Source organism: Micromonospora yasonensis, from assembly GCF_026013475.1.
GTDB classification, from domain to species: domain Bacteria; phylum Actinomycetota; class Actinomycetes; order Mycobacteriales; family Micromonosporaceae; genus Micromonospora; species Micromonospora yasonensis.
Window position 1 is genome coordinate 12,661 of record NZ_JAPDPH010000059.1, and the last position, 22,064, is coordinate 34,724.

Consider the following 22,064-nt stretch of genomic DNA (forward strand, 5'->3'; position numbering starts at 1 on the left):
TCACCGACGCGGGCCCCCCGATCACGTATCCGCGGTCAGGCCGAGGCGAGCCAGCGGTGCAGGGTGGCCGCACCGTCGCGGATCTTGGTCAGCTCGACGTGCTCGTCCTTGTGGTGGGCCAGGTTCGGGTCGCCCGGGCCGAAGTTCAGCGCCGGGATCCCCATGGCCGCGAACCGGGCCACGTCGGTCCAGCCCAGCTTGCCGATCGGCGCCGCCCCCACGGCGGCCAGGAACTCCTGCGCCGGCGGGTTGCCCAGCCCCGGGGCCGCGCCGGCCGCCGCGTCGGTGACCGCCAGGTCGAAGCCGGCGAAGACCTCGCGCAGGTGCGCCTCGGCCGCCACGGGGTCGCGGTCGGGGGCGTACCGGTAGTTGATCTCGATCTCGCAGTGGTCCGGGATGACGTTGCCGGCCACCCCGCCGGTGATCCGCACCGCGTTCAGGCCCTCGCGGTAGTCGCAGCCCTCGATGGTCACCCGGCGCGCCTCGTACGCGGTCAGCCGGCGCAGCACCTCGCTCGCGCCGTGGATGGCGTTCACCCCGTGCCAGGACCGGGCCGCGTGGGCCCGCTCGCCGTGGGTGGTGACGATCGCCCGCATGGTGCCCTGGCAACCGGCCTCGACGAACCCGTACGTCGGTTCCAGCAGCACCGCGAAGTCGGCCTGGAGCCACTCGGGGTGGGCCTCGGAGACGAGCGTGAGGCCGTTGTACCTCGACTCGATCTCCTCCGCCTCGTAGAAGAAGTACGTGACGTCATAGCGCGGGTCGGGCAGGGTCACCGCCAGGTGCAGCGCGAAGGCCACGCCGGACTTCATGTCGGAGGTGCCGCAGCCGTACATCAGGTCGCCGCGCATGGTCGACGGGAAGTTGTTGTTGAGCGGCACGGTGTCCAGGTGGCCGGCGAGCACCACCCGCTGCGCCCGGCCCAGGTCGGTACGCGCCATCACGGTGTTGGAGTGCCGGAAGGTGGTCAGGTGCGGAACGCCCCGCAGCACCTCCTCGACGCAGTCGGCGATCGCCTTCTCGTTGAGGGAGACGGACTCTATGTCGACGAGCGCGCGGGTGAGCGCCACCGGATCAGCCAGGACCTCGGGGGTCAGCGGGTTCTGCATGTGTCGCACGGTACCGTCATTTCCGGTGAGCGCGAGGAGTGAGCTTGCGAGCCCCGCAGTCGCGAACGAAAGGTGAAACAGTGACGTCCGCAGCATCCGCCTGGGGCATCGGCCTGGCCACCGTTACCGCTGACGACCAGGTGCTGGACGCCTGGTACCCGACCGGCAAGCTGGGACTCGGCGAGTTGCCGCTGGTCCCCGGGGAGGACCAGGCCGACGTGCTCGACCTGCCGCCCGGCGCGGTCGGCGAGCGGGCGCTGCCCGGCCTGCGTACGGTCGAGGTGGTCACCGTGATCGGCTCGCTGGACGACCCGATCAAGGACGCCGCCGACGCGTACCTCCGGCTGCACCTGCTCTCCCACCGCCTGGTCCGACCCAACGAGCTCAACCTCGACGGCATCTTCGGCAAGCTGGCCAACGTGGCCTGGACCTCGGCCGGGCCGTGCCCGCCGGAGCGGGTGGACGAGCTGCGGGTGATCGAACGGGCCGCCGGCCGCCACCTGGCCGTGTACGGGGTGGACAAGTTCCCCCGGATGACCGACTACGTGGTCCCCGCTGGCGTGCGGATCGCCGACGCGGACCGGGTCCGGCTCGGCGCCCACCTGGCCGCCGGCACCACGGTGATGCACGAGGGCTTCGTCAACTTCAACGCCGGCACCCTGGGCACCTCGATGGTCGAGGGGCGGATCGTGCAGGGCGTGGTGGTCGGCGACGGCTCCGACATCGGTGGCGGCGCCTCCATCATGGGCACCCTCTCGGGCGGCGGCAGCGAGAAGGTGCGGATCGGCGAACGCAGCCTGATCGGCGCGAACGCCGGCGTGGGCATCTCACTCGGCGACGACTGCGTGGTGGAGGCGGGGTGCTATGTCACCGTCGCCTCCAAGATCACCCTGCCGGACGGCCGGGTGGTCAAGGCCCGCGAGCTCTCCGGCGTGGACGGGTTGCTCTTCTGGCGCAACTCGGTGACCGGCGCGCTGGAGGCGAAGCCGCGTGCCGGCCGGGGCATCGAGCTGAACGCGGCGCTGCACGCCAACGACTGACGCGGAACGGGCCGGGGCGAGCTGCCCCGGCCCGTCCGCCTTCCCAGGCCCCGGCGGGGAGACCGCGGGCCCGGACCGGCAACTCAGCGCAGGCGGTACGCCTGGATGATCCGCTCGGTCACCGTGTTGCCGGCGCTGTCCCGGGCGGTGGCCCGCAGCGAGACGTGTCCCGGGCCGGCGGGGTGCCGGACCACGGCCGCCCAGCCCGCGCCCTGCCGGTGCAGGTCCGCCTTCCGCCAGGTCTTCCCGCCGTCGTACGACACGTCGACGGTGAGCTTGGCGACCTTGGCGGCCGGCGCGCCGGACTGCCGCTCGACCGTCACCGGGATGCTGAAGGTCCGCCCGGCCGGGGCGCTGTTGTCCACGGCCAGCGGCGGCGCGAAGCGGACCGCCATCGCCGGCAGCCGCTGCCAGTCGTCCCCGGCGACGTGCCGGGACCGGAAGGTCCAGCTGGCCGCGACCTCGGTGCTCAGGTCGGTGAAGCCGCGGGTGGCGGAGGCCTCCAGGCGGTAGTCCGCCGCGCCCGCGGGCACCTCGAACTCGCCGTACCCGCCGTACGACTCCCCGACCAGCACACCGTCGCGGTAGAGCGCGATCCGCTGGGCGTCGGTGACCGACCCGCCGGCGTGCCCGGCGGCGTCGCTGAACAGCGGCAGGTCGACCAGGATCGCGTCGCCGTTGCGGGTGATGCCCTCCCCCGGCCAGCGGGGCCGGGGGAAGGACGGCCCGTACGCCGCCGCGTTCCAGTCCTCCCGGACCGTCCGGGCCGGCCGGTAGCGGACCCCGTACGCGAAGAGCGCGGTCTGCGGGTTCAGCCAGCCCTCGTCGTCGCGCGTGCCCATGTCGAGCTCCGTGCTCCAGCGCATCCCGGCGGTGCTGTAGTGCTCGACGCGCTGGCCCGGGACGGTGGTGGGCAGGCCGATCGCCCAGCCGCCGATGTTGTGGTTCGACTCGGGGAAGACCAGCCGCTCCGCCTCCGTGCCCGGCTGGCCGCCGCGGAACCGGTGCACCACGGTGGCCAGGTCGCGCTGCCGGTAGTGCCGGACGTAGCCGGTCGGGAACCGGCCCGGCATCGCCTCACTGGTGGCGTAGAGGTAGGGGCTGGACGCGACCGTCAGGTCGGCCCACTGGCTGCTGACCGCGCCGACGAACCGGTCGGCCGTCGCGTCCCCGCCGAGCTGGGCGCTGGCCAGCCCGGTGAAGTCGAACGACAGCAGGCTGAAGCCGTAGCCGCCGCCGTCCGAGGTGGACCAGTTGGCGGACAGGTCGACCAGCGCGGGGGTGGCGTCCCGCTTCGGCACGGTGACCAGGATCGGCTTCGCGCTGCGCGCGTCCACCGTGATCCGCAGGTCCCGGTCCACGGTCAGGAGCGGCTGGGCGATCATGCTTGCCCCGGCCGGCTCGCCCTGCGCGTCGCTCTCGAAGATGATGCTGTTCATGCCGTACACGCCCTTGGGGACGCGCACCTTGGCCTCGCCGTCGGCGTCGTAGACGTCGACGGCGAGGAAGCCGTCCAGCCCGACCAGGGTGGTGAAGTACTCGGCCGTCGCCGCGCCGTCCCGGCCGCGGTGGCTGACGGTCACGTCGTAGCTCTCCACCTCGCGGTTCACGGCCAGCGGGGTGACCGCCACGGCGGCGCCGGAGCGGGCCACAATGCGGCCCGTCCAGTAGCCGTCCACCCCGCCGAGCCGGGTGTCCGCCGTGACCGTCACCTGGGCGGTGCCGCCGGCCGGGACGGTGACCCGGGGAGCGCTCAGCCGGAACATGCCGGCGGGCGCGGTCGCCCCGCCCGGCCCGCTGATCTCGGTGCTGAGGTCGAGCGTGAGCGCGGTCGTCCCGGAGTTGCGGTAGCTGACGGTGCGCTCGATCAACGCGTCGTCGTCGTGCGGCCAGACCGTACGGCCGAACGACACGCTCACCGGCTCGCTGGTCACCTGCTCGATGACGGCGTGCGCGACGTCGACCCGCCCGGCGCCCTGCTCATACGCCGTCTGGTCCGCGTGCGGCTTGGCGGAGGCCATCAGCGTCGCCTTGAACTGCCCGGCGACCCAGCCGGGATGCTGCTGGGCGAGCAGCGCCGCCGCGCCGACCACGTGCGGGGTGGCCATCGAGGTGCCGGAGAGGGAGACGTACTTCTCCCCCACCGGGTCGCCGATCTGGCCGTGCGCGGCCCGGGCGGCGACGATGTCCACGCCGGGCGCGGTGATGTCGGGCTTGAGGGCGTCGTCGCCGATCCGCGGGCCACGGCTGGAGAATTCCGCCAGCGCGTCGTCCCGATCCACGGCACCCACCGCGAGCGCGTCGTCGGCGGTGGCCGGCGAGCCGACCGTTCCGTCCGCGCCGTCGTTGCCCGCCGCGATGACGAAGAGGGTGCCGGTCTGCGCGGTCAGCGTCTGCACGGCCTGCTCGAGCGGGTCGACCTCGGGGGTGTTCCAGCCGCCGAGGCTCAGGTTGACCACGTCGGCCTTCTTCTCCGCGGCAGCCCACTCCATGCCGGCCAGGATCGCCGAGTCGTAGCAGCCGAACTCCTCGCAGACCTTGCCGGAGAGCAGGGTGGCGTCCGGGGCCACGCCCCGGTACTTCCCGCCGGAGGCCGCGCCGCTGCCGGCGATGATGGAAGCCACGTGCGTGCCGTGCCCGACCATGTCGTCGGCGTCGGGCATCTCGCTGAAGTTGCGCGACTCGGCGACCCGGCCGGCCAGGTCGGGGTGGGTGACGTCGACGCCGGTGTCGAGCACGGCGACGGTGACGCCCTTCCCGGTGAAGCCGGCGGCGTAGGCGGCCGGGGCGCCGATCTGCGGCACGCTGTGGTCCAGCGTGACCTTCCGTCTGCCGTCCAGCCAGATCCGGTCGACACCCCCCGCCGTGCCGATCCGGGCGCCGGACCGCCCGGCCGTCAAGGTCCGCCAGACCGCGCCGGCCTCGGCCTTCGCCGCGGTGAGCGCCGCGCCGTTGATCGCCGGCAGGTCGCGGGTCACCCGGGTGCCGGCGGCGGGAGCCGCGCTCCGGGCCCGTCCCTTCGGGTACGACACCAGCAACGGCAGCGAGTCCCGCCGGGCGTCGTCGTAGCCGGACGAGACCAGCTCGGTGACGTCGAACAGCCGCCGGTCGACCCGGCCGGAGCGGATCAGCGGCAGCGCGTCCCGCGGCACCACGGTGAGGTGGCCACGGTCCCGGCCGACCAGGAACTCGGTCCCGCGGCGATCCGGTGCGGGTCGTACGGCCGCCTTGCCGTCGGCGGACACGGTGACCCGGTCACCGGTGAGCAGGGTGACGGTGACCGGACCAGCACCGGGCGCCGACCCGGGCCGGTCGGCCGCCGGGCGGGCCGGCGCCGCGGCGGGACCGGCGGCCGCCGCCGCGGGCACGCCGAGCACGAGCGCGCCGACGAGGCCGGCGCTGGCCAGTTTCCTCCTTTTTCGGAGCAACCTTTCCTCCTTCGGAGACGTCTTCATCGATAGAAGACACATCGATGCGAAGCGCCAGAATTACATACCGGGTATGCAATTGGAAGTCGTCGAGCCGACAGTTTCCGGGCCGATCCCGGGCATGATCTGTCGGTGACCTCCATGAAGGAACGCATGCTCGCGGGCGAGCTCTACATCGCCGACGAACCCGAGATCATCGCCGACCTGGACCGGGCGGCCCGGCTCACCGAGCGGTTCAACGCCACCTCCGCCGACGACCCCGAGGGGCGGCTCGCCGCGCTGCGCGAACTGCTCGGCTCGCTGGGCGAGGGCGCCTGGGTCCGGCCACCGTTCCACTGCGACTACGGCTGGCAGACCCACATCGGGCCGCGCACCTTCGTCAACTTCAACGCGGTCTTCCTCGACGTCGCCCGGATCACCATCGGCGCCGACGTCCAGATCGGACCGAACGTCCAACTCCTCACCGCCACCCACCCGGTCGCGGCGGAGCCCCGGCGCGCCAAGTGGGAGGCGGCCAAGCCGATCACCATCGGTGACAACGTCTGGCTCGGCGGCGGGGTGATCGTGCTGGCCGGGGTCACCGTCGGAGAGAACACGGTGGTCGGCGCCGGGGCCGTGGTCACCCGGGACCTGCCGGCCAACGTGGTGGCGGTCGGTAACCCCGCCCGCCCGGTCCGCTCCCTCGAAGAAGCCACTTGAGCTGCTAAAACGATGGTTCGAGCGGGGTGCAAATCCGCGCCGGACGGTGCACTCTGGGTAGTGGAAGGCTGACCCAGGGAGCCGGATCATGGAACGGGTGCTCGAACTGCGGGTGCACGGCGTGTCCAACACCCCACCCGATCACCTGCTCGGCCTGCGCCCCGCCCCCGGAGACGGCGGGCCACAGCCCTGGCGGGTCGCCGGCGGCGATGTGACCGGCTTCTACCGGTCCACCACTGCCGGCCGCGACGAACCGATCACCGTCGAGGCGTACAGCTGGGGGCAGTTGACCTCGGGCGCGCGGACCGCGCGGGACGTCGAGCGGGCGCTGTGGACGCTGCTGCTGCCGTTCACCCTGGCCAACGTGGCGCTGTTCGCCCGCACCGGCATCCCGCCCGACCCGGACCAGGAACGCTGGGGCAGCCGCTCCGGCATCACCGCGTGGCTCATCCGGCTGTTCGGCCTGAGCCTCACCGGCACCCTGGTGATCACGGTGACCGGGATCGGTGTGGACCTGATCGGCTGGCAGTGCGTCGGCCAGGACTGCCTACGCCATCTCCCCGGCCCGTGGGAGTGGCTGGGCAACGCCTGGTGGCATCAGGACACCCGGGCGCTCGCCGTCGGCCTGCTGCTGCCCCTGCTCATGCTCCTGGCGCTCGGCGGGCTCGCCTGGCGCACCTACCAGTACGAGGCGCAGATGCCCGCCGATCCAAGGCCCCACCCGGCGGTCGGGGAGGACGGCCCGGACGCCGCCCCGGCGACGGAACGGCCCGAACCGCCGGAGAACCCGCTCCAGGACCCGACCTTCTGGTGCGGCGAGGGCCAGTTGCGCCGGGCCGCCGTGCTGCACCTGTGCACCGGCGCGGCGGTCGCCGCCGCCGTACCCGTCACCGCGGTGATCATCATGGACCCGCCGCGAGGCGTCCGGGCCGCGGTCGCCTGGCCGACCGTCGTCGCGCTCTCGGCCGTGGTGGCGATCGCCGTGGTCGCGCTGGGCCGGCCCTGGCTGAGCCGGCGCCAGGGGGCCACCCCACTCGGCCGGTGGAGCGCCGCCGTGGCCGTCCTCGCCGGCCTGGGCCTGGCCGGCACGTTCGCGCTCCTGCTGCTCCCGGACGGTCCCGCCGGACGGGCCCTGGCCGAGTTCCGCCCACCGGTCGGCTGCGTCCGCGACCCGGCCATCACCGGCTGCCGGACCGACCGGTCGCTGCCCGGGTACGACAGTGTCGTCGCCTGGCTCGCCACGTACCAGGTGCTGCTGCTGATCGCGATCGGCGCGGTGAACCGCGCCGGGCGACGGGCGCTGGCCGCCCCGGTGGCCGGCAGCGCGCTGCTGCCGTTCGGGGTGGTCTGGATCGAGCGGGGACTGCCCGCCGTACCGCCCGCACCCGGCGGGCTCGACGTCTGGATGCTGGTCGTGCCGGCCATCGCCGTCGCCGCGACCGGGCTGCTGCTGCCGCGTACCCGGCCCGAGGTGGCCGAGCAGCCGCTGGGGGCGTACACCGACCTGGCCTGGGGCGGGCGGGGCCCCGCGCTCATCGCCGGCTTCGGCTGGATGATGGCCGTCGCCTACTGCGCCGGCCTGCTCTACTGGGTCAGCGACCGGCTGGACAGCCGGGCCGTGCCGAGCGGGTCCTCCCGGGTGGTGCCGCCGCTCGCCGTGCTCTGGGCGGGGCTGGCCTGCGTGGTCGGCCTGCTCGTCCTCCTCGGCCTGCTGGTCCGGGCCGGCTTCCTCTTCCGGTCGCTGCGCCGCGCCGAGTACGCCACGCTCGCCGCCGCCGACGGCCGCTCCGCGCACGACCTGCGCCGCTGCCGCGACGTGAGCAACTTCCGGGCGCTGCACCGGCTCGTCGGCGAGCACGCGATCCGGCTGGTCGGCTGCTACGCCGCGATCTCCACGGTGCTGGTGACGCTCTGCTGCGCGGCGGCGCTCTCCCGCAGCCGCCCCAGCCCGCAGTCGCCGGCCGGCTGGCAGGTGGTCATCCACCGGGCCACCGACCTCGGCGACATGCTGCTGGGCTGGCTGCCCCTGGTGGTCGCCGCGCTCGGCCTGCTCGTCTACCGCAACGACACCGTGCGCCGCTCGGTCGGCGTGATCTGGGACGTGGGCACGTTCTGGCCTCGGGCCGCGCACCCGCTCGCCCCGCCCAGCTACGCCGAACGGGCCGTACCGGAACTCCAGACCCGGGTCGCCGGCCTGCTCGCGCTCACCCCGCACCATCCCGACCGGATGGACGGGGTGATCCTCTCCGGGCACAGCCAGGGCACCGTCATCTGCGCCGCGACCCTGTTCCAACTGCCCCGCCACTGGCGTCGGCGGATCTGGTTCTTCTCCTACGGCTGCCAGCTCACCCGCCTCTACGGCCGGGTCTTCCCCGCGTACTTCGGCCCGGACCGGCTGCGGACGCTCGCCCGGGCGATGTCCTGGCCCGCCGGGCACGTCGCCTGGACCAACTTCTGGCGCGACACCGACCCGCTGGGCTGGCAGGTGACCGCCGGAGAACGGGACGTGCCGGTCGCCGACCCGGAGGCCCTGCACCCCACCGGGGGCGAGGTGGCGGACCCGCCGATCCGCAACCACAGCAACTACCCCGACGCGCTGGAGTTCACCCGCGAGCGGGCGGTGGTGGCCCGGCTGCTGCGCCGGACCGTCCCGTCACCCCGGCAGGGGGTCGGCTAGCCGAACCACCAGGTCGGCGTACCCGGCGGTGCCCGCGACCCGGGCCGCGTTCGCCTCGTCGCTGCCCAGGGCCCAGGCGCGCGCCTGCTCCGGCGTCTTCCCGTACGCCTCGTGCCGGGCGGTCAGCCGGCGCACCCGCAGCGCGGCGTCGAGGTCGAGGAACCAGATCTCGTGCACCAGCGTCCGGACCTCCTCCCACGGGTCGTCCCGCAGCAGCAGGTAGTTGCCCTCGGTCACCACCAGCCGCACCTCGGGCGGGACCTCGATCGCCCCGGCGACCGGCTCCTCCAAATCGCGGCGGAACGCCGGCGCCCAGACCGAGGTCGGCTCCAACCGCCGCAGCCGGCGCAGCAGGGAGACGAAGCCGTTGACGTCGAACGTGTCCGGGGCCCCCTTGCGCCCCTCCCGGCCGAGCCGGACCAGCTCCGACTGGGCCAGGTGGAAGCCGTCCATCGGCACCAGCCGGGCGAGCGGCCCGACCTCGGCGACGATCCGCTCGGCCAGGGTGGACTTGCCCGCACCGGGCGCGCCGGCGATGCCGAGCAACTGCCGCGGCCCGAGGTCGGCGAGGGCCTGCGCCCGGGCCACCAGGTCGGCGAGGGGGAGTTCGCGGGCCGGCGGCATCAGTCGAGCACCGGCTCGCTGATGGTGAACCGGGCCTCGACCGTCGCCTGCACGGGCTGCGGCTGCGGGTCCAGCTCCAGCTCGGGGGCGCCGCTCGGGCCGCCCTTGGCGAACGCCGCCCGGACCACCATCGGCGGCGCGGCGGACACGCCGGTGTCGGCCAGTTCCCGCAGCGCGGTCACCCGCGCGCCGAGCGCCTCCGCGTACTCCCGGGCGCGGGCCAGCGCGTCCGCGATGGCGGCGTGCCGCGCCTCCCGGTACGCCGGGCTGTCCGGCCGCAGCGACCACCACGGGCCGGCCACCTCGACCTGGTCCTGGTCGGCGAGGCGGAGCATCAGCTCGCCGAGCGCGGTGAAGTCGTGCACCGTCACCGTGGTGCCGACGCTGCCGTGGTACGCCACCACCCGCTCGCCGGACCGCTTCGTCTCCGGCCAGACCCGGAGCTGGCCGGTCTCCCGCCGCTCCACGGCCGGCCCGGCCTCGTCCAGCAGCACCCGGACGGCGGCGGCCCGCTCGGCCAGCCGGGTCAGCGCGGTCTCCCGGTCCCGGTCCCGGGCGGTCGCGGTCACCGTGAACCGGGCCAGTTCGGGAGCCACCTCCCGGTACGCCTCGCCGCGTACCACCACGACCGGTGCGTCCGCCATGCCCTCACCCTAGGTCATGTCCTGCCGATCATTTTCCGGGCTGCGGCGGGCCCAGCTCAGGCCGAATCGGGCGTCCTCGGCAGCTGGGCGGTGTAGGTGACCGCCCCGCCCGCCGGCCGGCAGCCGGTGAGGTGACCGCCGGCCGCCCCCAGCTCGCGCAGGTAGGCCAACTCCCCCGCGTGGTCCGCGGCGGCCGGGAACTCCCGCTCGTGGGCGGCGAAGGTCCGCTCCGCCAGCGTCGCGCGGGCGCTCCGCCCCTCGTCCAGCCGGGCGGCCAGCGTGGCGGCGTCGCCCGCCCGCAGCGCGTCGGCCAGCTCGTCGAGCATCGCCCGGACGGACGCCAGGCCGGTGAGCACCCGCCCCCGGTTGCCGAGCAGCATGTTTGCGGTCCGCTGCGCCGGCCCGCCGGCCACCCGGGTGCCGTCGGTGAAGCTCCCGGCGGCGAGGGACAGCACGGCGTCGCGCAGCTCCGACCGCTGCACCGCCCCGGCCAGCGCGCCGGCCAGCAGGTGCGGCACGTGTGAGCTGAGGGCCGCCGCCGCGTCGTGCTCCGGCGCGGACATCGGCACCACCCGCGCGCCGAACACCTCGATGAGCAGCGCCGCGAGCCGGCGGAACGCGGCCAGCCCGTTCGGGCCCGGGCAGAGCACCCAGGCGGCCCCGACGAGCAGCCCGGGATCGGCCGCGGCCGGTCCGGCCCGGTCCGCGCCGGCCATCGGGTGGCCGGGGACGAACCGGTGGCCCAGCCCCTGGGCGGTGGCGGTGGCGGCGACCTCGGCCTTCGTGCTGCCCACGTCGGTGAGGACGCAGTGTTCCGGGGTGGCGGCGGCCACCTGGGTCAGCATGCCCGACAGGGTGGGCAGCGGACCGCAGAGGAACACCATGTCCCGGCCGGTCACCGCCTCCACGGCCGTGTCCGGGCAGGGGACCCCCCACCGGCGCACGTGTCCGCGGGTGTTCGGGTCCGGATCCCAGCCGGCCACATCGATCCCGGCGTCGCGCAGCCGCAACAGCAGCGAGCCGCCGATCAGCCCGGTGCCGACCACCGCGGCGCGGACGCCCGCGACCGGAGGGTCGACGACGCTCGGGTCGTCCCGTCCGGTCCCGCCGTCGGTCACCGCCGCCGCTCCCGGGGATCAGCCGCGCAGCCGGTCGGCGACCGCGGCGACGTGCTCGTCGGACTCGGTCAGCGCCACCCGGACGTGCCGGGCACCGGCCGGACCGTAGAAGACGCCCGCGGCGACCAGGATGCCGCGCCGGGCCAGCCAGTCGACGGTGTCCCAGCAGTCCTCGTCCCGGGTCATCCAGAGGTAGAGCCCGGCCTCGGAGTGCTCGACCGTGAAGCCGGCGGCGGTGAACGCGGCGTACAGCTGCTCCCGTCGGGCCCGGTAGCGCTCGCGCTGCTCGTCGGCGTGCGCCTGGTCGCCCAGCGCGGCCACCATGGCGGCCTGCACCGGGGCCGGCACGATCATGCCGGCGTGCTTGCGGATCTTGAGCAGCTCGGCGACCAGTGCCGGGTCGCCGGCCACGAACCCGGCCCGGTAGCCGGCCAGGTTGGAGCGCTTGGAGAGCGAGTGCACGGCCAGCACGCCCTCGTACGACCCGCCGCAGACCTCGGGCGACAGGATCGAGACCGGCTCGGCGTCCCAGCCCAGCGGCAGGTAGCACTCGTCGCTGGCGACCACCGCGCCCCGCTCGCGGGCCCAGTCGACCACCTTGCGCAGATGGGCGGCGGGCAGCACCCGGCCGGTCGGGTTACCGGGCGAGTTGACCCAGACCAGCCGCACCCGGGGGGTCGGACCGAGCACGGTGAGCGAGTCGGAGCGCACCGTGGTGGCGCCGACCAGCCGGACCCCGTCCTCGTAGGTCGGGTAGGCGATGGACGGCACCACGACCACGTCGCCGGGGCTGACGCCGAGCAGCGTGGGCAGCCAGGCCACCAGCTCCTTGGAGCCGATGGTCGGCAGCACGCCGAGCCCGTCGACGCCCGCGCCACAGGCCCGGGCCACCCAGGCCGCGATGGCGTCCCGCAGCGCGGGGGTGCCCGCGGTCAGCGGGTAGCCCGGGGCGTTGGACGCGTCGGCCAGCGCCTGCCGGATCACCGAGGGCACCGGGTCGACCGGCGTGCCCATCGAGAGGTTGATGAGACCGTCCGGGTGCGCCGCGGCCGTCGCGGCCGCGGCGTCCAGGGTGTCCCAGGTGAAGTCGGGCAGCCGCGACGAGACCGGCGCGGGCCGGTTCAGTGGCCCTCTCCGCGTGGCGGCTGGGCGGCCACGAACGGCGCGTCCTTGTCGACCTTGCCGATCTTGGAGGCGCCACCGGGCGAGCCGAGGTCCTCGAAGAACTCGTAGTTCGCCCCGGTGTAGTCCTTCCACTGCTCCGGGACGTCGTCCTCGTAGAAGATCGCCTCGACCGGGCAGACCGGCTCACAGGCACCACAGTCGACGCACTCGTCGGGGTGGATGTAGAGCATCCGGTTGCCCTCGTAGATGCAGTCGACCGGGCACTCCTCGATGCATGCCTTGTCGAGCACGTCCACGCAGGGCTCGGCGATGATGTAGGTCACCGGTCTTCTCCTCCGCAAGCCTCGTCGCGATCACCGCGACCGGTAAGAGCCTAGTATCTCGCCGGGGAGGAGGTCGATCGTGCTCCGACAGCAGGACGTGGGACACCGGATCGTGGTCCGCCGGATTGTGGGGATTCGCGAAGGCCGGCCGCTGTTCACCGACGCCCTCGGGGAGCTCGTCGAGCTGAGCGAGAGCCACATCACGCTGGCCACCGACAGGGGTCGGCTCCGGGTCCCGATAGGGGAGGTCCACCGGGCGAAACGGGTGCCGGCGGCGCGCCGGCCGACCGCCGCCGCGGTGCTCGCCGTCGAACTCGCCGCCGACGAGGCCTGGCCCGCCCCGGTACGCGGACGACTCGGCGACTGGCTGCTGCGCGGCGCGGACGGCTGGACCGGCCGGGCCAACTCGGCGCTCCCGGTCGGCGACCCGGACCGCCCGCTGCCCGCCGCGCTGGACGCGGTGGAGCGCTGGTACGCCGACCACGGCCAGCCCGCCATGGTGAACACCCCGCTGCCGCTCGCCGCGCCGGTCGGCGCGGAGCTGGACGCGCGGGGCTGGACCGCCCGGCCGCCGGTGCTGGTGCAGACCGTGCCGCTCGCCGCGCTGCCGCCCGCCCCGGCGGGGTCCGTCGACCAACCGCCGGTCGAGCTCGCCGCCGCGCCCACCGACGACTGGCTCGCGATCGCCGCGGGTCGCAAGGGCAGCCTGTCGGACGCCGCCCGGCACGTGCTCACGGCCGTCGCGAAGATCCGCTTCGCCACCGTGTACGCCGACGGCCGGCTGGTCGCCGTCGGCCGGGGCACGGTGACCGGGCAGGGGCGCTGGCTCGGCCTGACCCTGATCGAGGTGGTGCCCGAGGCGCGCCGGCAGGGGCTCGCCGGGCGGGTGATCCGGTCCCTGGTCGACTGGGGTCGGGCCGAGGGCGCCACGCACGCCTTCCTTCAGGTGGAGCAGCACAACGCCCCCGCCGTGGCCCTCTACCGGGGCCTCGGGTTCACCACCCACCACACCTACCTGACCCGGGTCGCCCCGCGCTGAGGCGGGGCGCCGGTCAGCGGCGGACGACCTTGCGGGGTTTCGCGGCCTTCAGCTCGGCGTACCGCTTGAGCTGCTGTGAGCGGTAGTCGCGGCCGAGCGCGGTGAGGGTCAGGAAGCCCACCAGCACCCCGGCCACCGTGGCCGCCAGATAGAGCCAGATCTGCGCGAAGAAGAGCCCGGCTCCGCCGTCGAAGGGGCTCTTCCCCACCAGGAGCGGGCCGACGAACACCGTCAGCGCCAGCGCGACCGCGACCGCCCCGGTCAGGTCTGCCGTCCACCGGCCCACCGGACGGTCGCCGCCCCACCGGAACGCCAGCACGGCGAGGATCAGCCCGATCGCCACGAACATCAGCCACGAGACCCGGTCGGCGGCAGCGTCGTCGTCAGGGAAGCCGAACCTGATGACCAGCCGCGCCACCACGTTGACCAAGAACAGCGCCGCCGCCAGCACGCCGATCGCGCGCCACCGCTCCCTCATCGCACGCCTCCCGCCGTACGCCCGCCCCGATGGCAGGCTCCTGGCTGGAATATCTACCACTGCGACCTGTGTGCCGTCTGTCCCCTCAACGGGCGGGCGGCGGAGCCACGAGCTGCCGGAAACCGAGCACGGCGAAGGTGACCGCGCCCGCCACCACCATTGCCAGGCCAAGCACGTTGTCGCCGGTGAGCGCGAGATCTCCCTCGGCGGTCCGGACACCACCCGCGACGATCACCACGAACCAGGGCAGGGCGGCCAACGCCACCGCCCACCGGGTCCCCACGGCGGCGTGCGCGAACCAGCCCAGCAGGACCGTCAACGCGACCACGCCGGCGACGCCGCCCAGCGTGGCGGAGATGCCGACCACCGCCTTCGACACGCCGTCCGGCCGGCCCTTGACCAGCTCCCAGGCGCCGGCGGCGAAGATCAGCTCCAGCACTGCGGCGAGCACCCCCGCCCAGACCGCCACCACGCCGCCGGCGATCCGCAGCGCGACGTCGAGCGCGCGCCGCGGCCGCTCGGGCGGCGCGGCGGGCTGCTGCCCGGGAGTGACCGACATCGGTACGGCCGGGAGCGTCACCGGAGGCCGGCCGCCGCGATCGGCGACCGGTCCGGCCCGTCCAGCGCCAGCCCGGCGAAGAGGTCGTCCTCCCAGCCGTACGGGCCGTTGCCCGGGCCCTTGTCGCCGACCGCGAGGGTGAAATATTCCACGCCCATGAACTCCGCGCCGAAGTTGCCGGCGATGGAGTAGAGCCAGGAGGTGGCCGGGATCTGGGTGGCGTGCGCCCGCATCGCGGCCTCCTTGGCGGTGTGCTGGTCGGTGGCGTCGATCCGCGCGGCGATCTCCGGGTCGGGCGTGCCGAACGGCAGCTCGTCGGCGCTGTCGATGCCGGCGAAGGGGTTGTCCGAGGCCTCCACGAAGTGGTCCAGCCCGGCCTCCAGCACGCTGCGCGGCATCGCCGTCCAGTAGACCTTCGCCGGGGCGGTCCCCTCGGCGTCGGCCAGCTCCACGGCGCGCATTGCCACCCGGTGCGCCTGGATGTGGTCGGGGTGGCCGTAGAAGCCGTTCGGGTCGTACGTGACCAGCACCTGCGGGCGGACCTCCCGGATGACGTCCAGCAGGTGTCCGGCGGCCTCGTCGAGGTCGGCCTGCCAGAAGGCCCGCGGGTGCTCGTTGGTGACCAGCCCCATCATTCCGGAGTCCCGGTAGCGGCCGGCGCCGCCGAGGAAGCGGTGATCGGTGACGCCGAGCGCGGCGCAGGCGGCGGCCAGCTCGCCGATCCGGTAGCCGCCGAGCTGGTCGGCCTCGGCCGCGGCGAGCTGGGCCAGCTCCGGTACGTGGATCTCGCCCTCCTCGCCGAGGGTGCAGGTCACCAGGGTGACGTGGGCGCCGGTCGCGGCGTAGTGGGCCATCGTCGAGCCGGTGCCGATGGACTCGTCGTCGGGGTGCGCGTGGACCAGCAGCAGGCGTCGGTCGGGCAGCGTCGTCACGCCCGTCACTCTAGTCGGCGGTCCTGTCCCACCATGGGTTACGCGTCCGCGCAGGTCGGCCACATCACCCCCGGCGCGCGCCTACCATCCGAGGCGTGGACTTTCCCGAGCTGGCCGCCCGTACCCGCCGGTTCAGCCACGGGGCGCCGCGCGCCGTCTCCGTCGCGGACGACGGCTCCCGGGTGGTCTTCCTGCGCTCGTCCGGCCCGGAGGACCCCGCCGACGCGCTCTGGCTGCTGGACGTCGCCTCCGGCGAGGAGCGGCTGGTCGCCGACCCGGCGGTGCTGCTCGGCTCGGACGGCGACCCGACCGCGCTGTCACCCGGTGAGCGGGCGCTGCGCGAGCGGCTGCGGCTGGCGTCCGCCGGCATCGGCTCGTACGCCCTGGACGCGGCCGGCCGGGTGGCCGCGTTCGCCCTGGCCGGCCGACTGTTCCGGGCCGACCTGGTGCACGGCGACGTGGTCGAGGTGACCACGGTCGGCCCGGTGATCGACCCCCGGCCCGACCCGACCGGCGAGCGGCTGGCGTACGTCACCGACGCGGCCGCGGGGGTCCGCCGGGGCCAGTTGCGGGTGGTCGAGCCGGACGGCACGGACAACCTCCTCGCCGGTGAGGACAGCGGCGTGACCTGGGGGCTCGCCGAGCACATCGCGGCGGAGGAGTTCCACCGGTACCGGGGCTACTGGTGGGCGCCGGACGGACGCTCGGTGCTGGCCGCCCGGGTGGACGAGTCGCGGCTGGCCCGCTGGCACCTGCACGACCCGGCCGACCCGGAGAGCCCGCCGACGACGGTCGCGTACCCCCGGGCGGGTGGGCCGAACGCCCAGGTCAGCCTGCATCTGCTCGACCTCGACGACGGCTGGGTCGACGTGCACTGGGACCGGGAGACCTACCCGTACCTCACCTCGGTCGACTGGGCGGACGGCGGGCCGCTGATCACCGTGCTGCGCCGGTCGCAGCAGCACGGCCTGGTGCTCGCGGTGGACCCGCGCACCGGGGAGACCCAGGTGCACGCCGAACTGGCCGACCCGCGCTGGGTGGAGCCGGTCCCGGGCACCCCGGCGCACCTGCCCGACGGCCGGGTGCTGGTCGGCGGCGAACTGGCCCACGACGGGTACGACGCCCGCTGCCTGTTCGCCGACGGCACCCTGCTCACCCCGCCCTCGCTCTACGTCCGCCGGGTGGTGGGGCGGCTGCCCGCGGGGCCGAACGGCCCGACCGACCTGCTGGTGGAGGCGAGCGAGGGCGAGCCGAGCCAGCGCCACCTCTACCGGGTCCGGACGGTGATCGGCGGCGGGGTGGACGCCCGGCGGATGGGCAGCGACCCGGGCTGGCACACCGCCGCGATCGGTGGCACCACGCTGGTGGTCGGGACGGCCTCGCTGGAGCATCCGGGCACCCGCTGGCAGGTGTGGCACGGCGACCGGGAGGTGGGCGAGCTGCGCTCGCTGGCCGCGAACCCGCCGTACGCCCCCCGGCCGCTGCTGGTCCGGGTGACCGACCGGCGGCTGCCGAGCGCGGTGCTCTATCCGACCGAGCACGTGAAGGGCACGAAGCTGCCGGTGCTGCTGGACCTCTACGGCGGGCCGGGGCACCAGGAGGTGGTCGCCGCGCGGGCCGCCTGGCTGGAGCGGCAGTGGTGGGCCGACCGCGGCTTCGCGGTGGTGACCGTCGACAACCGGGGTACCCCGGGCATCGCCCCGTCGTTCGAGAAGGCGATCCACCGGCGGGTGGCCGACGTGATCCTGACCGACCAGGTGGACGCGCTGACCGCGCTCGCCGGCAAGCACCCGGATCTGGACCTGGAACGGGTGGCGGTACGCGGCTGGTCGTTCGGGGGTTGGCTGGCCGGCCTGGCCGTACTGCGCCACCCGGAGCTGTTCCGCTGCGCGATAGTCGGGGCCCCGGTCACCGACTGGACCCTGTACGACACCGCGTACAGCGAGCGCTACCTGGGGATGCCGGACGACGGGATGGACATCTACGCCCACCACTCGCTGGTCGAGTTGGCCGCCGAGCCGGTCGGCGACCCGGCGCAGGCCCGGCCGATGCTGCTGGTGCACGGCCTGGTCGACGACAACGTGGTGGCCGCGCACACGCTGCGGCTCTCGGCGGCGCTGCTGGCCGCCGGCCGGCCGCACGCGGTGCTGCCGCTGACCGGAGCCAGCCACATGGCCGCCGGCGGCGTCGCCGAACGCCTGCTGAAGCTGGAGCTGGACTTCCTCCGCCGGCATTTGTAAGGAGGGGCCCCCTGTTAACGCCTGCGGTAAAGCAGGGGCCCCTTCTTAACACCGAGGTGTTAAGAAGGGGCCCCTCCTGTCAGGCGGTTACTGCTTCACGTAGACGTTCGTGAAGGCCGGGTAGCCGAAGATGCTGGACAGGAAGATCCCGCCCACCTTCGACCCGGTCACGTAGAAGCCGTTCTCGACGAACAGCGGCACGGCGGGGGCCAGCTCCTTCATGATCCGCTGGTCCAGCTTCGCCCACTCCGTGCCCTGGTCGCCCGCCGGCATCGCCAGCACGCGGTCGAACTCCTTGTTGATCTCGTCGCTGTTGACGAACGAGGTGTTGCTGTTGCCCTCGGCCTTGATGCCCCGGCCGTCGAAGAGCACCGGCAGGATGGCCGCGCCGCTGGGCCAGTCGGCGGCCCACTGGTCGACGTAGAGATCCCAGGGGTTGTTCTTCTTCTTCGTCTCGTCCAGCTTGGCGTCGGCCGGGATGGTCTTCACCGTGATCTTGAAGCCGGCCTTCTCCAGGTTGCCCTTGAGCTGCGTGGCCAACTCGGGGGAGTCGTCGCCGATGCCGAGCACCAGCTCCGGGCTCTTGCCGCCGAGCAGCTCCTTGGCCTTGTCCGGGTTGCCGTTCGGGCCCGCCGGGTACGCGTCGTACTGCTGGAAGCCGATGGTCGACGGCGGCATCAGCGTGGTGACCGCCTTGGCGGACGCCTCACCGCCGTACGCCTTGATGAAACCGTCCCGGTCGATGGCGTAGTTCAGCGCCTGGCGGACCGCCAGGTCGGTGACCCGCTGGGTGTTGATGGTCAGCCGCCACAGCGACGGCGTGGGGCCCTGGATGGTGCGCGACTTGAGCGACGCGTCCCCGAGCACCCGGGAGGTCAGCGAGACGGGCACGCCGTTGAAGCCCAGCGCTGCCTGGTCGTCGCCGTTGTCGGCGATCACCCGGTTGGCGCCCGCCTCGGAGTCCGGCCCGTAGTGCCAGACGACCTTGTCCGGGTACGCGTGCCGCACCGGGTCGGTCGCCGGGTCCCAGTTCGAGTTGCGCTCCAGCACCAGCTCGACGCCGGGGGTGTTCTTACTGATCTTGTACGGCCCCGAGGAGAACGGCTGGTTGTCCAGGTTGACCCCGGTGTCCTTCTCCGGCTTGAGCGGGGCGGTGTACGGCAGCGACGCGGCGAACGGCAGGTCGCAGTGCGGCTTGGCGAACCCGAACTTGAGCGTCTTCGCGTCCGGCGTGGTCAGGCCCGGCGGCAGCGAGGTCTTGTTCGCCTTGAAGTCCCACTTCGTGTCGTACTGCGGGCTGTCGGCGAGCCACTCCTGGATGTAGGTGGGGCCACCGGTGAGGTCCGGGTCGAAGGAACGCGCGATGCCGTACGCGATCTCCTTCGAGGTGATCGGGGTGCCGTCCTCGAACTTCACCCCGTCCTTGATCTTGAATTCCCAGACCTTGCAGTCCTTGTTGACGTCCGTACCCGGGGTCTCGGCGAGGTCGCCGACCAGGGTCACCTTGCCCGAGCCGTCGTCCTTGAACGTGGTCAGGAACCGGGCGTACAGCGGGGCGTTCATCAGGCCGGCGAACGAGTAGATCCGCTGCGGGTCCAGGTGCGAGATCTGCGACTCGCGGATGACGTGGAACGTGCCACCCTTGCTGGCCCCGGCCACCTCCGGCGCGGGCCCCAGGGAATCCTTCGGGTCGGTGGCGATCGACCCGGTGTTCACCCGGGTCTCGTTGTTTCCACCGCCGGTGCCCTTGTTCTCGCTGCACGCCCCCATCGTGACGAGCAGCGTGAGCGCTCCGCCGACGGCGGCTGCTCTCTTCAGGCGCATCTGCGCCTCCTCCCCTATCTCGGCGAGCTTCGGAAATCTGTAGGAAAGCTGCGGATTGTGTAGCAGAGAGCGGCAGAAACTTCCACGGTCGCCGCCAAGGTGATGCCCTATCGCAACCGGACCCGGGGATCGATCGCGGCGTAGAGGAAATCGACCACGATGTTCGCGACCACGATGAAGAACGCCGAGATCAGGACCGTCGCCATGATGGTGGGCAGATCACCCGACTTGACCGCGTCCACGGCGGTCCGGCCGAGGCCCTGGAGGCCGAAGGTCGTCTCGGTGATCACCGTGCCGCCCAGCGCGCCACCCACGTCCAGCCCGGCGATCGTCACGATCGGCGTGATGGCGGCCCGCAGCGCGTGCCGACCGTAGACCTTCCGTTTCGGCACGCCCTTGGCCCGGGCCGTCCGCACGAAGTCCTCGGAGAGGGTCTCCAGCATCTGCGCCCGGGACAGCCGGGCGTAGATCGCCGAGAAGAGGAAGGCCAGCGCGACCCAGGCCAGCACCAACCCGCTCGCCCACTTCACCGGGTTGTCGAAGATGGACGTGTAGCCCGGCACCGGGGTGATCCGGAGGTTGTACGTGAAGACCAGCAGCAGCACCGCGCCGACGAAGTAGAGCTGCATCGAGGCGCCGGCCAGCGAGAAGCCGATGGCCACCCGGTCCAGCACGGTGCCCCGTCTGAGGGCGGAGATCATGCCCAGCCCGACGCCGAGCACCAGCCAGAGCACCGCCGCCGGAATGACGATGCTCAGCGTCACCGGCAGCACCCGGGCGAGCGTGTCGGTGACGGCCTCGCTGCGGACGTAGGAGTAGCCCAGGCACGGGGCGTCACACCGGCCGCCCTGCGAGCTGCCCAGGTCGCGGCCGACGACGATGCCCTTCATGTAGTTCGCGTACTGCTCGGGGAGCGGGTCCCGCAGCCCCAGCTCCACGCGTACCCGCTCCAGCCGCTCGGCGTTGCAGTTCTTCGGGCACATCCCGGTGACCGGGTCACGCGGCAGCCCGAAGAACATCAGGAAGCTGAGCACGCTCACCGCGAAGAGGGTGAGTACCGCGGCGAGCAGTCGCTTGACCAGGAATCGCGCCATGTTGCACCCCTACCGGGAGGACTTCGGGTCGAGCGCGTCGCGCAACGCGTCACCGAAGAGGTTGAAGGCGAGCACGAGCGCGAAGATCGTGATGCCGGGGAAGAAGACGTAGGCCGGGTCGGTCTGCAGGTACGGAATGCTCTGGAAGATCATCCGGCCGAAGTCGGCGGTGGGCTCCAGGATGCCGATGCCCAGGAACGACAGCGCCGCCTCGCCGGTGATGTACTGCGGCACCGCCAGCGAGAACGCGACCAGGATCGGGGCCCACAGGTTCGGCAGGAGCTGGCGGAACAGCATGTGCCCCAGCCCCGCCCCGCTCGCCCGGGCCGCCTCCACGAACTCCCGTTCGCGCAGCGAGACAACCTGCCCGCGGACCAGCCGCGCCGTGCTCGTCCAGCCGAACGCGGCGAAGATGCCGATGAGGACGGCCACCTGGAACGCCGCCGGCACCTCCTCGCGGGGTCCGTAGAACCGCAGCGCCACGGTCGGCACCACGGCCAGCGCGAAGATGAGGAACGGCAGGGCCAGCGCCACGTCGGTGATCCAGCTGATCACCGTGTCGACCACCCCGCCCAGGAACCCGGCGAGGATGCCCAGCACGACGCCGATCGCGGTGGTGACCAGCGCCGCCGCCAGCGCGATGAAGAGCGACGTCCGCAGGCCGTAGACCATCCGGATGAAGATGTCGCGGCCGAGGCCCGGCTCCAGACCGAACCAGTGGTCGCCGGTGATGCCGCCGACGTACCCTAGCGGCATGCCGTTGCCGTCCAGGAGCTGCTGGAACTGCTCGTTCGGGCCGACCCCGTACACCTTGGCCACCAGCGGTGCGGCGATGGCCAGCACGGCCAGGCACAGCAGCACCACGGCGCTGACCACCGCGGTGCGGTCCCGGCGCAGTCGGGCCCAGGCGAGTTGACCGGGCGACCGGCCCACGATGCCTTTCTCGTCGGGCAGGACGGGGTCGGCGGCCGGCTCGATCTCGGCCCGCGCCGCGCCCTCGACCGGGGACAGGCTCATTGCGACACCTCCACTGACTCGCTGCTCCCGACGCCGACCGGCCCGCCTTCGGGGAAGTGACACGCGGTGAGCTGGCCGCCCCCGTCCCGGGCGA

At 73.5% G+C, this 22,064-nt stretch carries 18 protein-coding genes; 5 read left to right on the plus strand and 13 right to left on the minus strand.

The window, feature by feature from the left end; translation table 11 throughout:
• Window positions 1–35: 35 nt before the first annotated feature.
• Window positions 36–1,109: a succinyl-diaminopimelate desuccinylase gene (gene dapE / locus ONA70_RS14880; protein WP_265007011.1), complete on the minus strand. Its 1,074-nt coding sequence runs from the start codon at window positions 1,107–1,109 to the stop codon at window positions 36–38.
• A gap of 80 nt (window positions 1,110–1,189) precedes the next feature.
• On the opposite strand from dapE, the gene dapD reads away from it, so the two are divergent.
• Window positions 1,190–2,149 (plus strand): 2,3,4,5-tetrahydropyridine-2,6-dicarboxylate N-succinyltransferase, encoded by a 960-nt coding sequence (gene dapD / locus ONA70_RS14885; RefSeq protein ID WP_265007012.1) that lies wholly within the window; start codon window positions 1,190–1,192, stop codon window positions 2,147–2,149.
• Between the two features lie 83 nt (window positions 2,150–2,232).
• On the opposite strand, the gene ONA70_RS14890 is transcribed toward dapD, so the two are convergent.
• A complete protein-coding gene (locus ONA70_RS14890; protein WP_265007013.1) occupies window positions 2,233–5,604 on the minus strand; it encodes a S8 family serine peptidase in 3,372 nt (1,123 codons plus the stop codon).
• Between the two features lie 105 nt (window positions 5,605–5,709).
• Between ONA70_RS14890 and ONA70_RS14895 the strand changes: the two genes are divergently transcribed.
• Both ONA70_RS14895 and ONA70_RS14900 read left to right on the plus strand, forming a co-directional pair.
• Window positions 5,710–6,276 (plus strand): sugar O-acetyltransferase, encoded by a 567-nt coding sequence (locus ONA70_RS14895; protein WP_319957245.1) that lies wholly within the window; start codon window positions 5,710–5,712, stop codon window positions 6,274–6,276.
• An 88-nt stretch (window positions 6,277–6,364) separates the two neighbouring features.
• Complete coding sequence (locus ONA70_RS14900; protein WP_265007014.1) at window positions 6,365–8,953, plus strand: hypothetical protein; 2,589 nt, start codon at window positions 6,365–6,367, stop codon at window positions 8,951–8,953.
• On the opposite strand, the gene ONA70_RS14905 is transcribed toward ONA70_RS14900, so the two are convergent.
• Genes ONA70_RS14905 through fdxA form a run of 5 tightly spaced genes read right to left on the minus strand, consistent with a single transcriptional unit; the run spans window position 8,930 to window position 12,787 of the window.
• The gene (locus ONA70_RS14905; RefSeq protein ID WP_265007015.1) at window positions 8,930–9,577 is read right to left on the minus strand and encodes a nucleoside/nucleotide kinase family protein; all 648 of its coding nucleotides are present in this window, start codon (window positions 9,575–9,577) and stop codon (window positions 8,930–8,932) included. The genes ONA70_RS14900 and ONA70_RS14905 overlap by 24 nt on opposite strands.
• Window positions 9,577–10,221 (minus strand): SIMPL domain-containing protein, encoded by a 645-nt coding sequence (locus ONA70_RS14910; RefSeq protein ID WP_265007016.1) that lies wholly within the window; start codon window positions 10,219–10,221, stop codon window positions 9,577–9,579. Before ONA70_RS14910 ends, ONA70_RS14905 begins: the two co-directional genes overlap by 1 nt.
• 56 nt (window positions 10,222–10,277) lie before the next feature.
• Window positions 10,278–11,339, minus strand: coding sequence for a prephenate dehydrogenase (locus ONA70_RS14915; protein ID WP_265007017.1), 1,062 nt, complete (start codon window positions 11,337–11,339; stop codon window positions 10,278–10,280).
• Window positions 11,340–11,357: 18 nt separating this feature from the next.
• Window positions 11,358–12,464: a succinyldiaminopimelate transaminase gene (gene dapC / locus ONA70_RS14920; RefSeq protein WP_319957255.1), complete on the minus strand. Its 1,107-nt coding sequence runs from the start codon at window positions 12,462–12,464 to the stop codon at window positions 11,358–11,360.
• Entirely contained in the window at window positions 12,461–12,787 is a 327-nt protein-coding gene (gene fdxA / locus ONA70_RS14925; RefSeq protein WP_265007018.1) for a ferredoxin, read from the minus strand. The genes dapC and fdxA overlap by 4 nt, the downstream gene beginning before the upstream one ends.
• A gap of 79 nt (window positions 12,788–12,866) precedes the next feature.
• Between fdxA and ONA70_RS14930 the strand changes: the two genes are divergently transcribed.
• Window positions 12,867–13,826: a GNAT family N-acetyltransferase gene (locus ONA70_RS14930; RefSeq protein WP_265007019.1), complete on the plus strand. Its 960-nt coding sequence runs from the start codon at window positions 12,867–12,869 to the stop codon at window positions 13,824–13,826.
• A 13-nt stretch (window positions 13,827–13,839) separates the two neighbouring features.
• Here the strand turns inward: ONA70_RS14930 and ONA70_RS14935 are convergent, their stop codons facing one another.
• From ONA70_RS14935 to mshB, 3 genes are all read right to left on the minus strand, one after another.
• A complete protein-coding gene (locus ONA70_RS14935; RefSeq protein ID WP_265007020.1) occupies window positions 13,840–14,304 on the minus strand; it encodes a hypothetical protein in 465 nt (154 codons plus the stop codon).
• An 85-nt stretch (window positions 14,305–14,389) separates the two neighbouring features.
• On the minus strand, window positions 14,390–14,863 hold the full coding sequence (locus tag ONA70_RS14940) for a hypothetical protein (RefSeq protein WP_265007021.1): 474 nt from the start codon (window positions 14,861–14,863) through the stop codon (window positions 14,390–14,392).
• Window positions 14,864–14,880: 17 nt separating this feature from the next.
• The gene (mshB, locus tag ONA70_RS14945) at window positions 14,881–15,804 is read right to left on the minus strand and encodes an N-acetyl-1-D-myo-inositol-2-amino-2-deoxy-alpha-D-glucopyranoside deacetylase (protein ID WP_265007022.1); all 924 of its coding nucleotides are present in this window, start codon (window positions 15,802–15,804) and stop codon (window positions 14,881–14,883) included.
• A gap of 86 nt (window positions 15,805–15,890) precedes the next feature.
• Here mshB and ONA70_RS14950 point away from each other — a divergent pair, with 86 nt between their 5' ends.
• Window positions 15,891–18,035 carry a S9 family peptidase gene (locus ONA70_RS14950; protein WP_265007023.1) on the plus strand — a complete coding sequence of 715 codons (2,145 nt, stop codon included), beginning with the start codon at window positions 15,891–15,893 and terminating at the stop codon, window positions 18,033–18,035.
• Window positions 18,036–18,122: 87 nt separating this feature from the next.
• Here the strand turns inward: ONA70_RS14950 and ONA70_RS14955 are convergent, their stop codons facing one another.
• The 3 genes from ONA70_RS14955 to ONA70_RS14965 all read right to left on the minus strand — a co-directional run bounded on the left by ONA70_RS14955 (window position 18,123) and on the right by ONA70_RS14965 (window position 21,970).
• The gene (locus tag ONA70_RS14955) at window positions 18,123–19,859 is read right to left on the minus strand and encodes an ABC transporter substrate-binding protein (RefSeq protein ID WP_265007024.1); all 1,737 of its coding nucleotides are present in this window, start codon (window positions 19,857–19,859) and stop codon (window positions 18,123–18,125) included.
• A gap of 107 nt (window positions 19,860–19,966) precedes the next feature.
• A complete protein-coding gene (locus ONA70_RS14960; RefSeq protein ID WP_265007025.1) occupies window positions 19,967–20,953 on the minus strand; it encodes an ABC transporter permease in 987 nt (328 codons plus the stop codon).
• Window positions 20,954–20,962: 9 nt separating this feature from the next.
• Window positions 20,963–21,970 carry an ABC transporter permease gene (locus ONA70_RS14965; protein ID WP_265007026.1) on the minus strand — a complete coding sequence of 336 codons (1,008 nt, stop codon included), beginning with the start codon at window positions 21,968–21,970 and terminating at the stop codon, window positions 20,963–20,965.
• Between the last annotated feature and the right edge of the window lie 94 nt (window positions 21,971–22,064).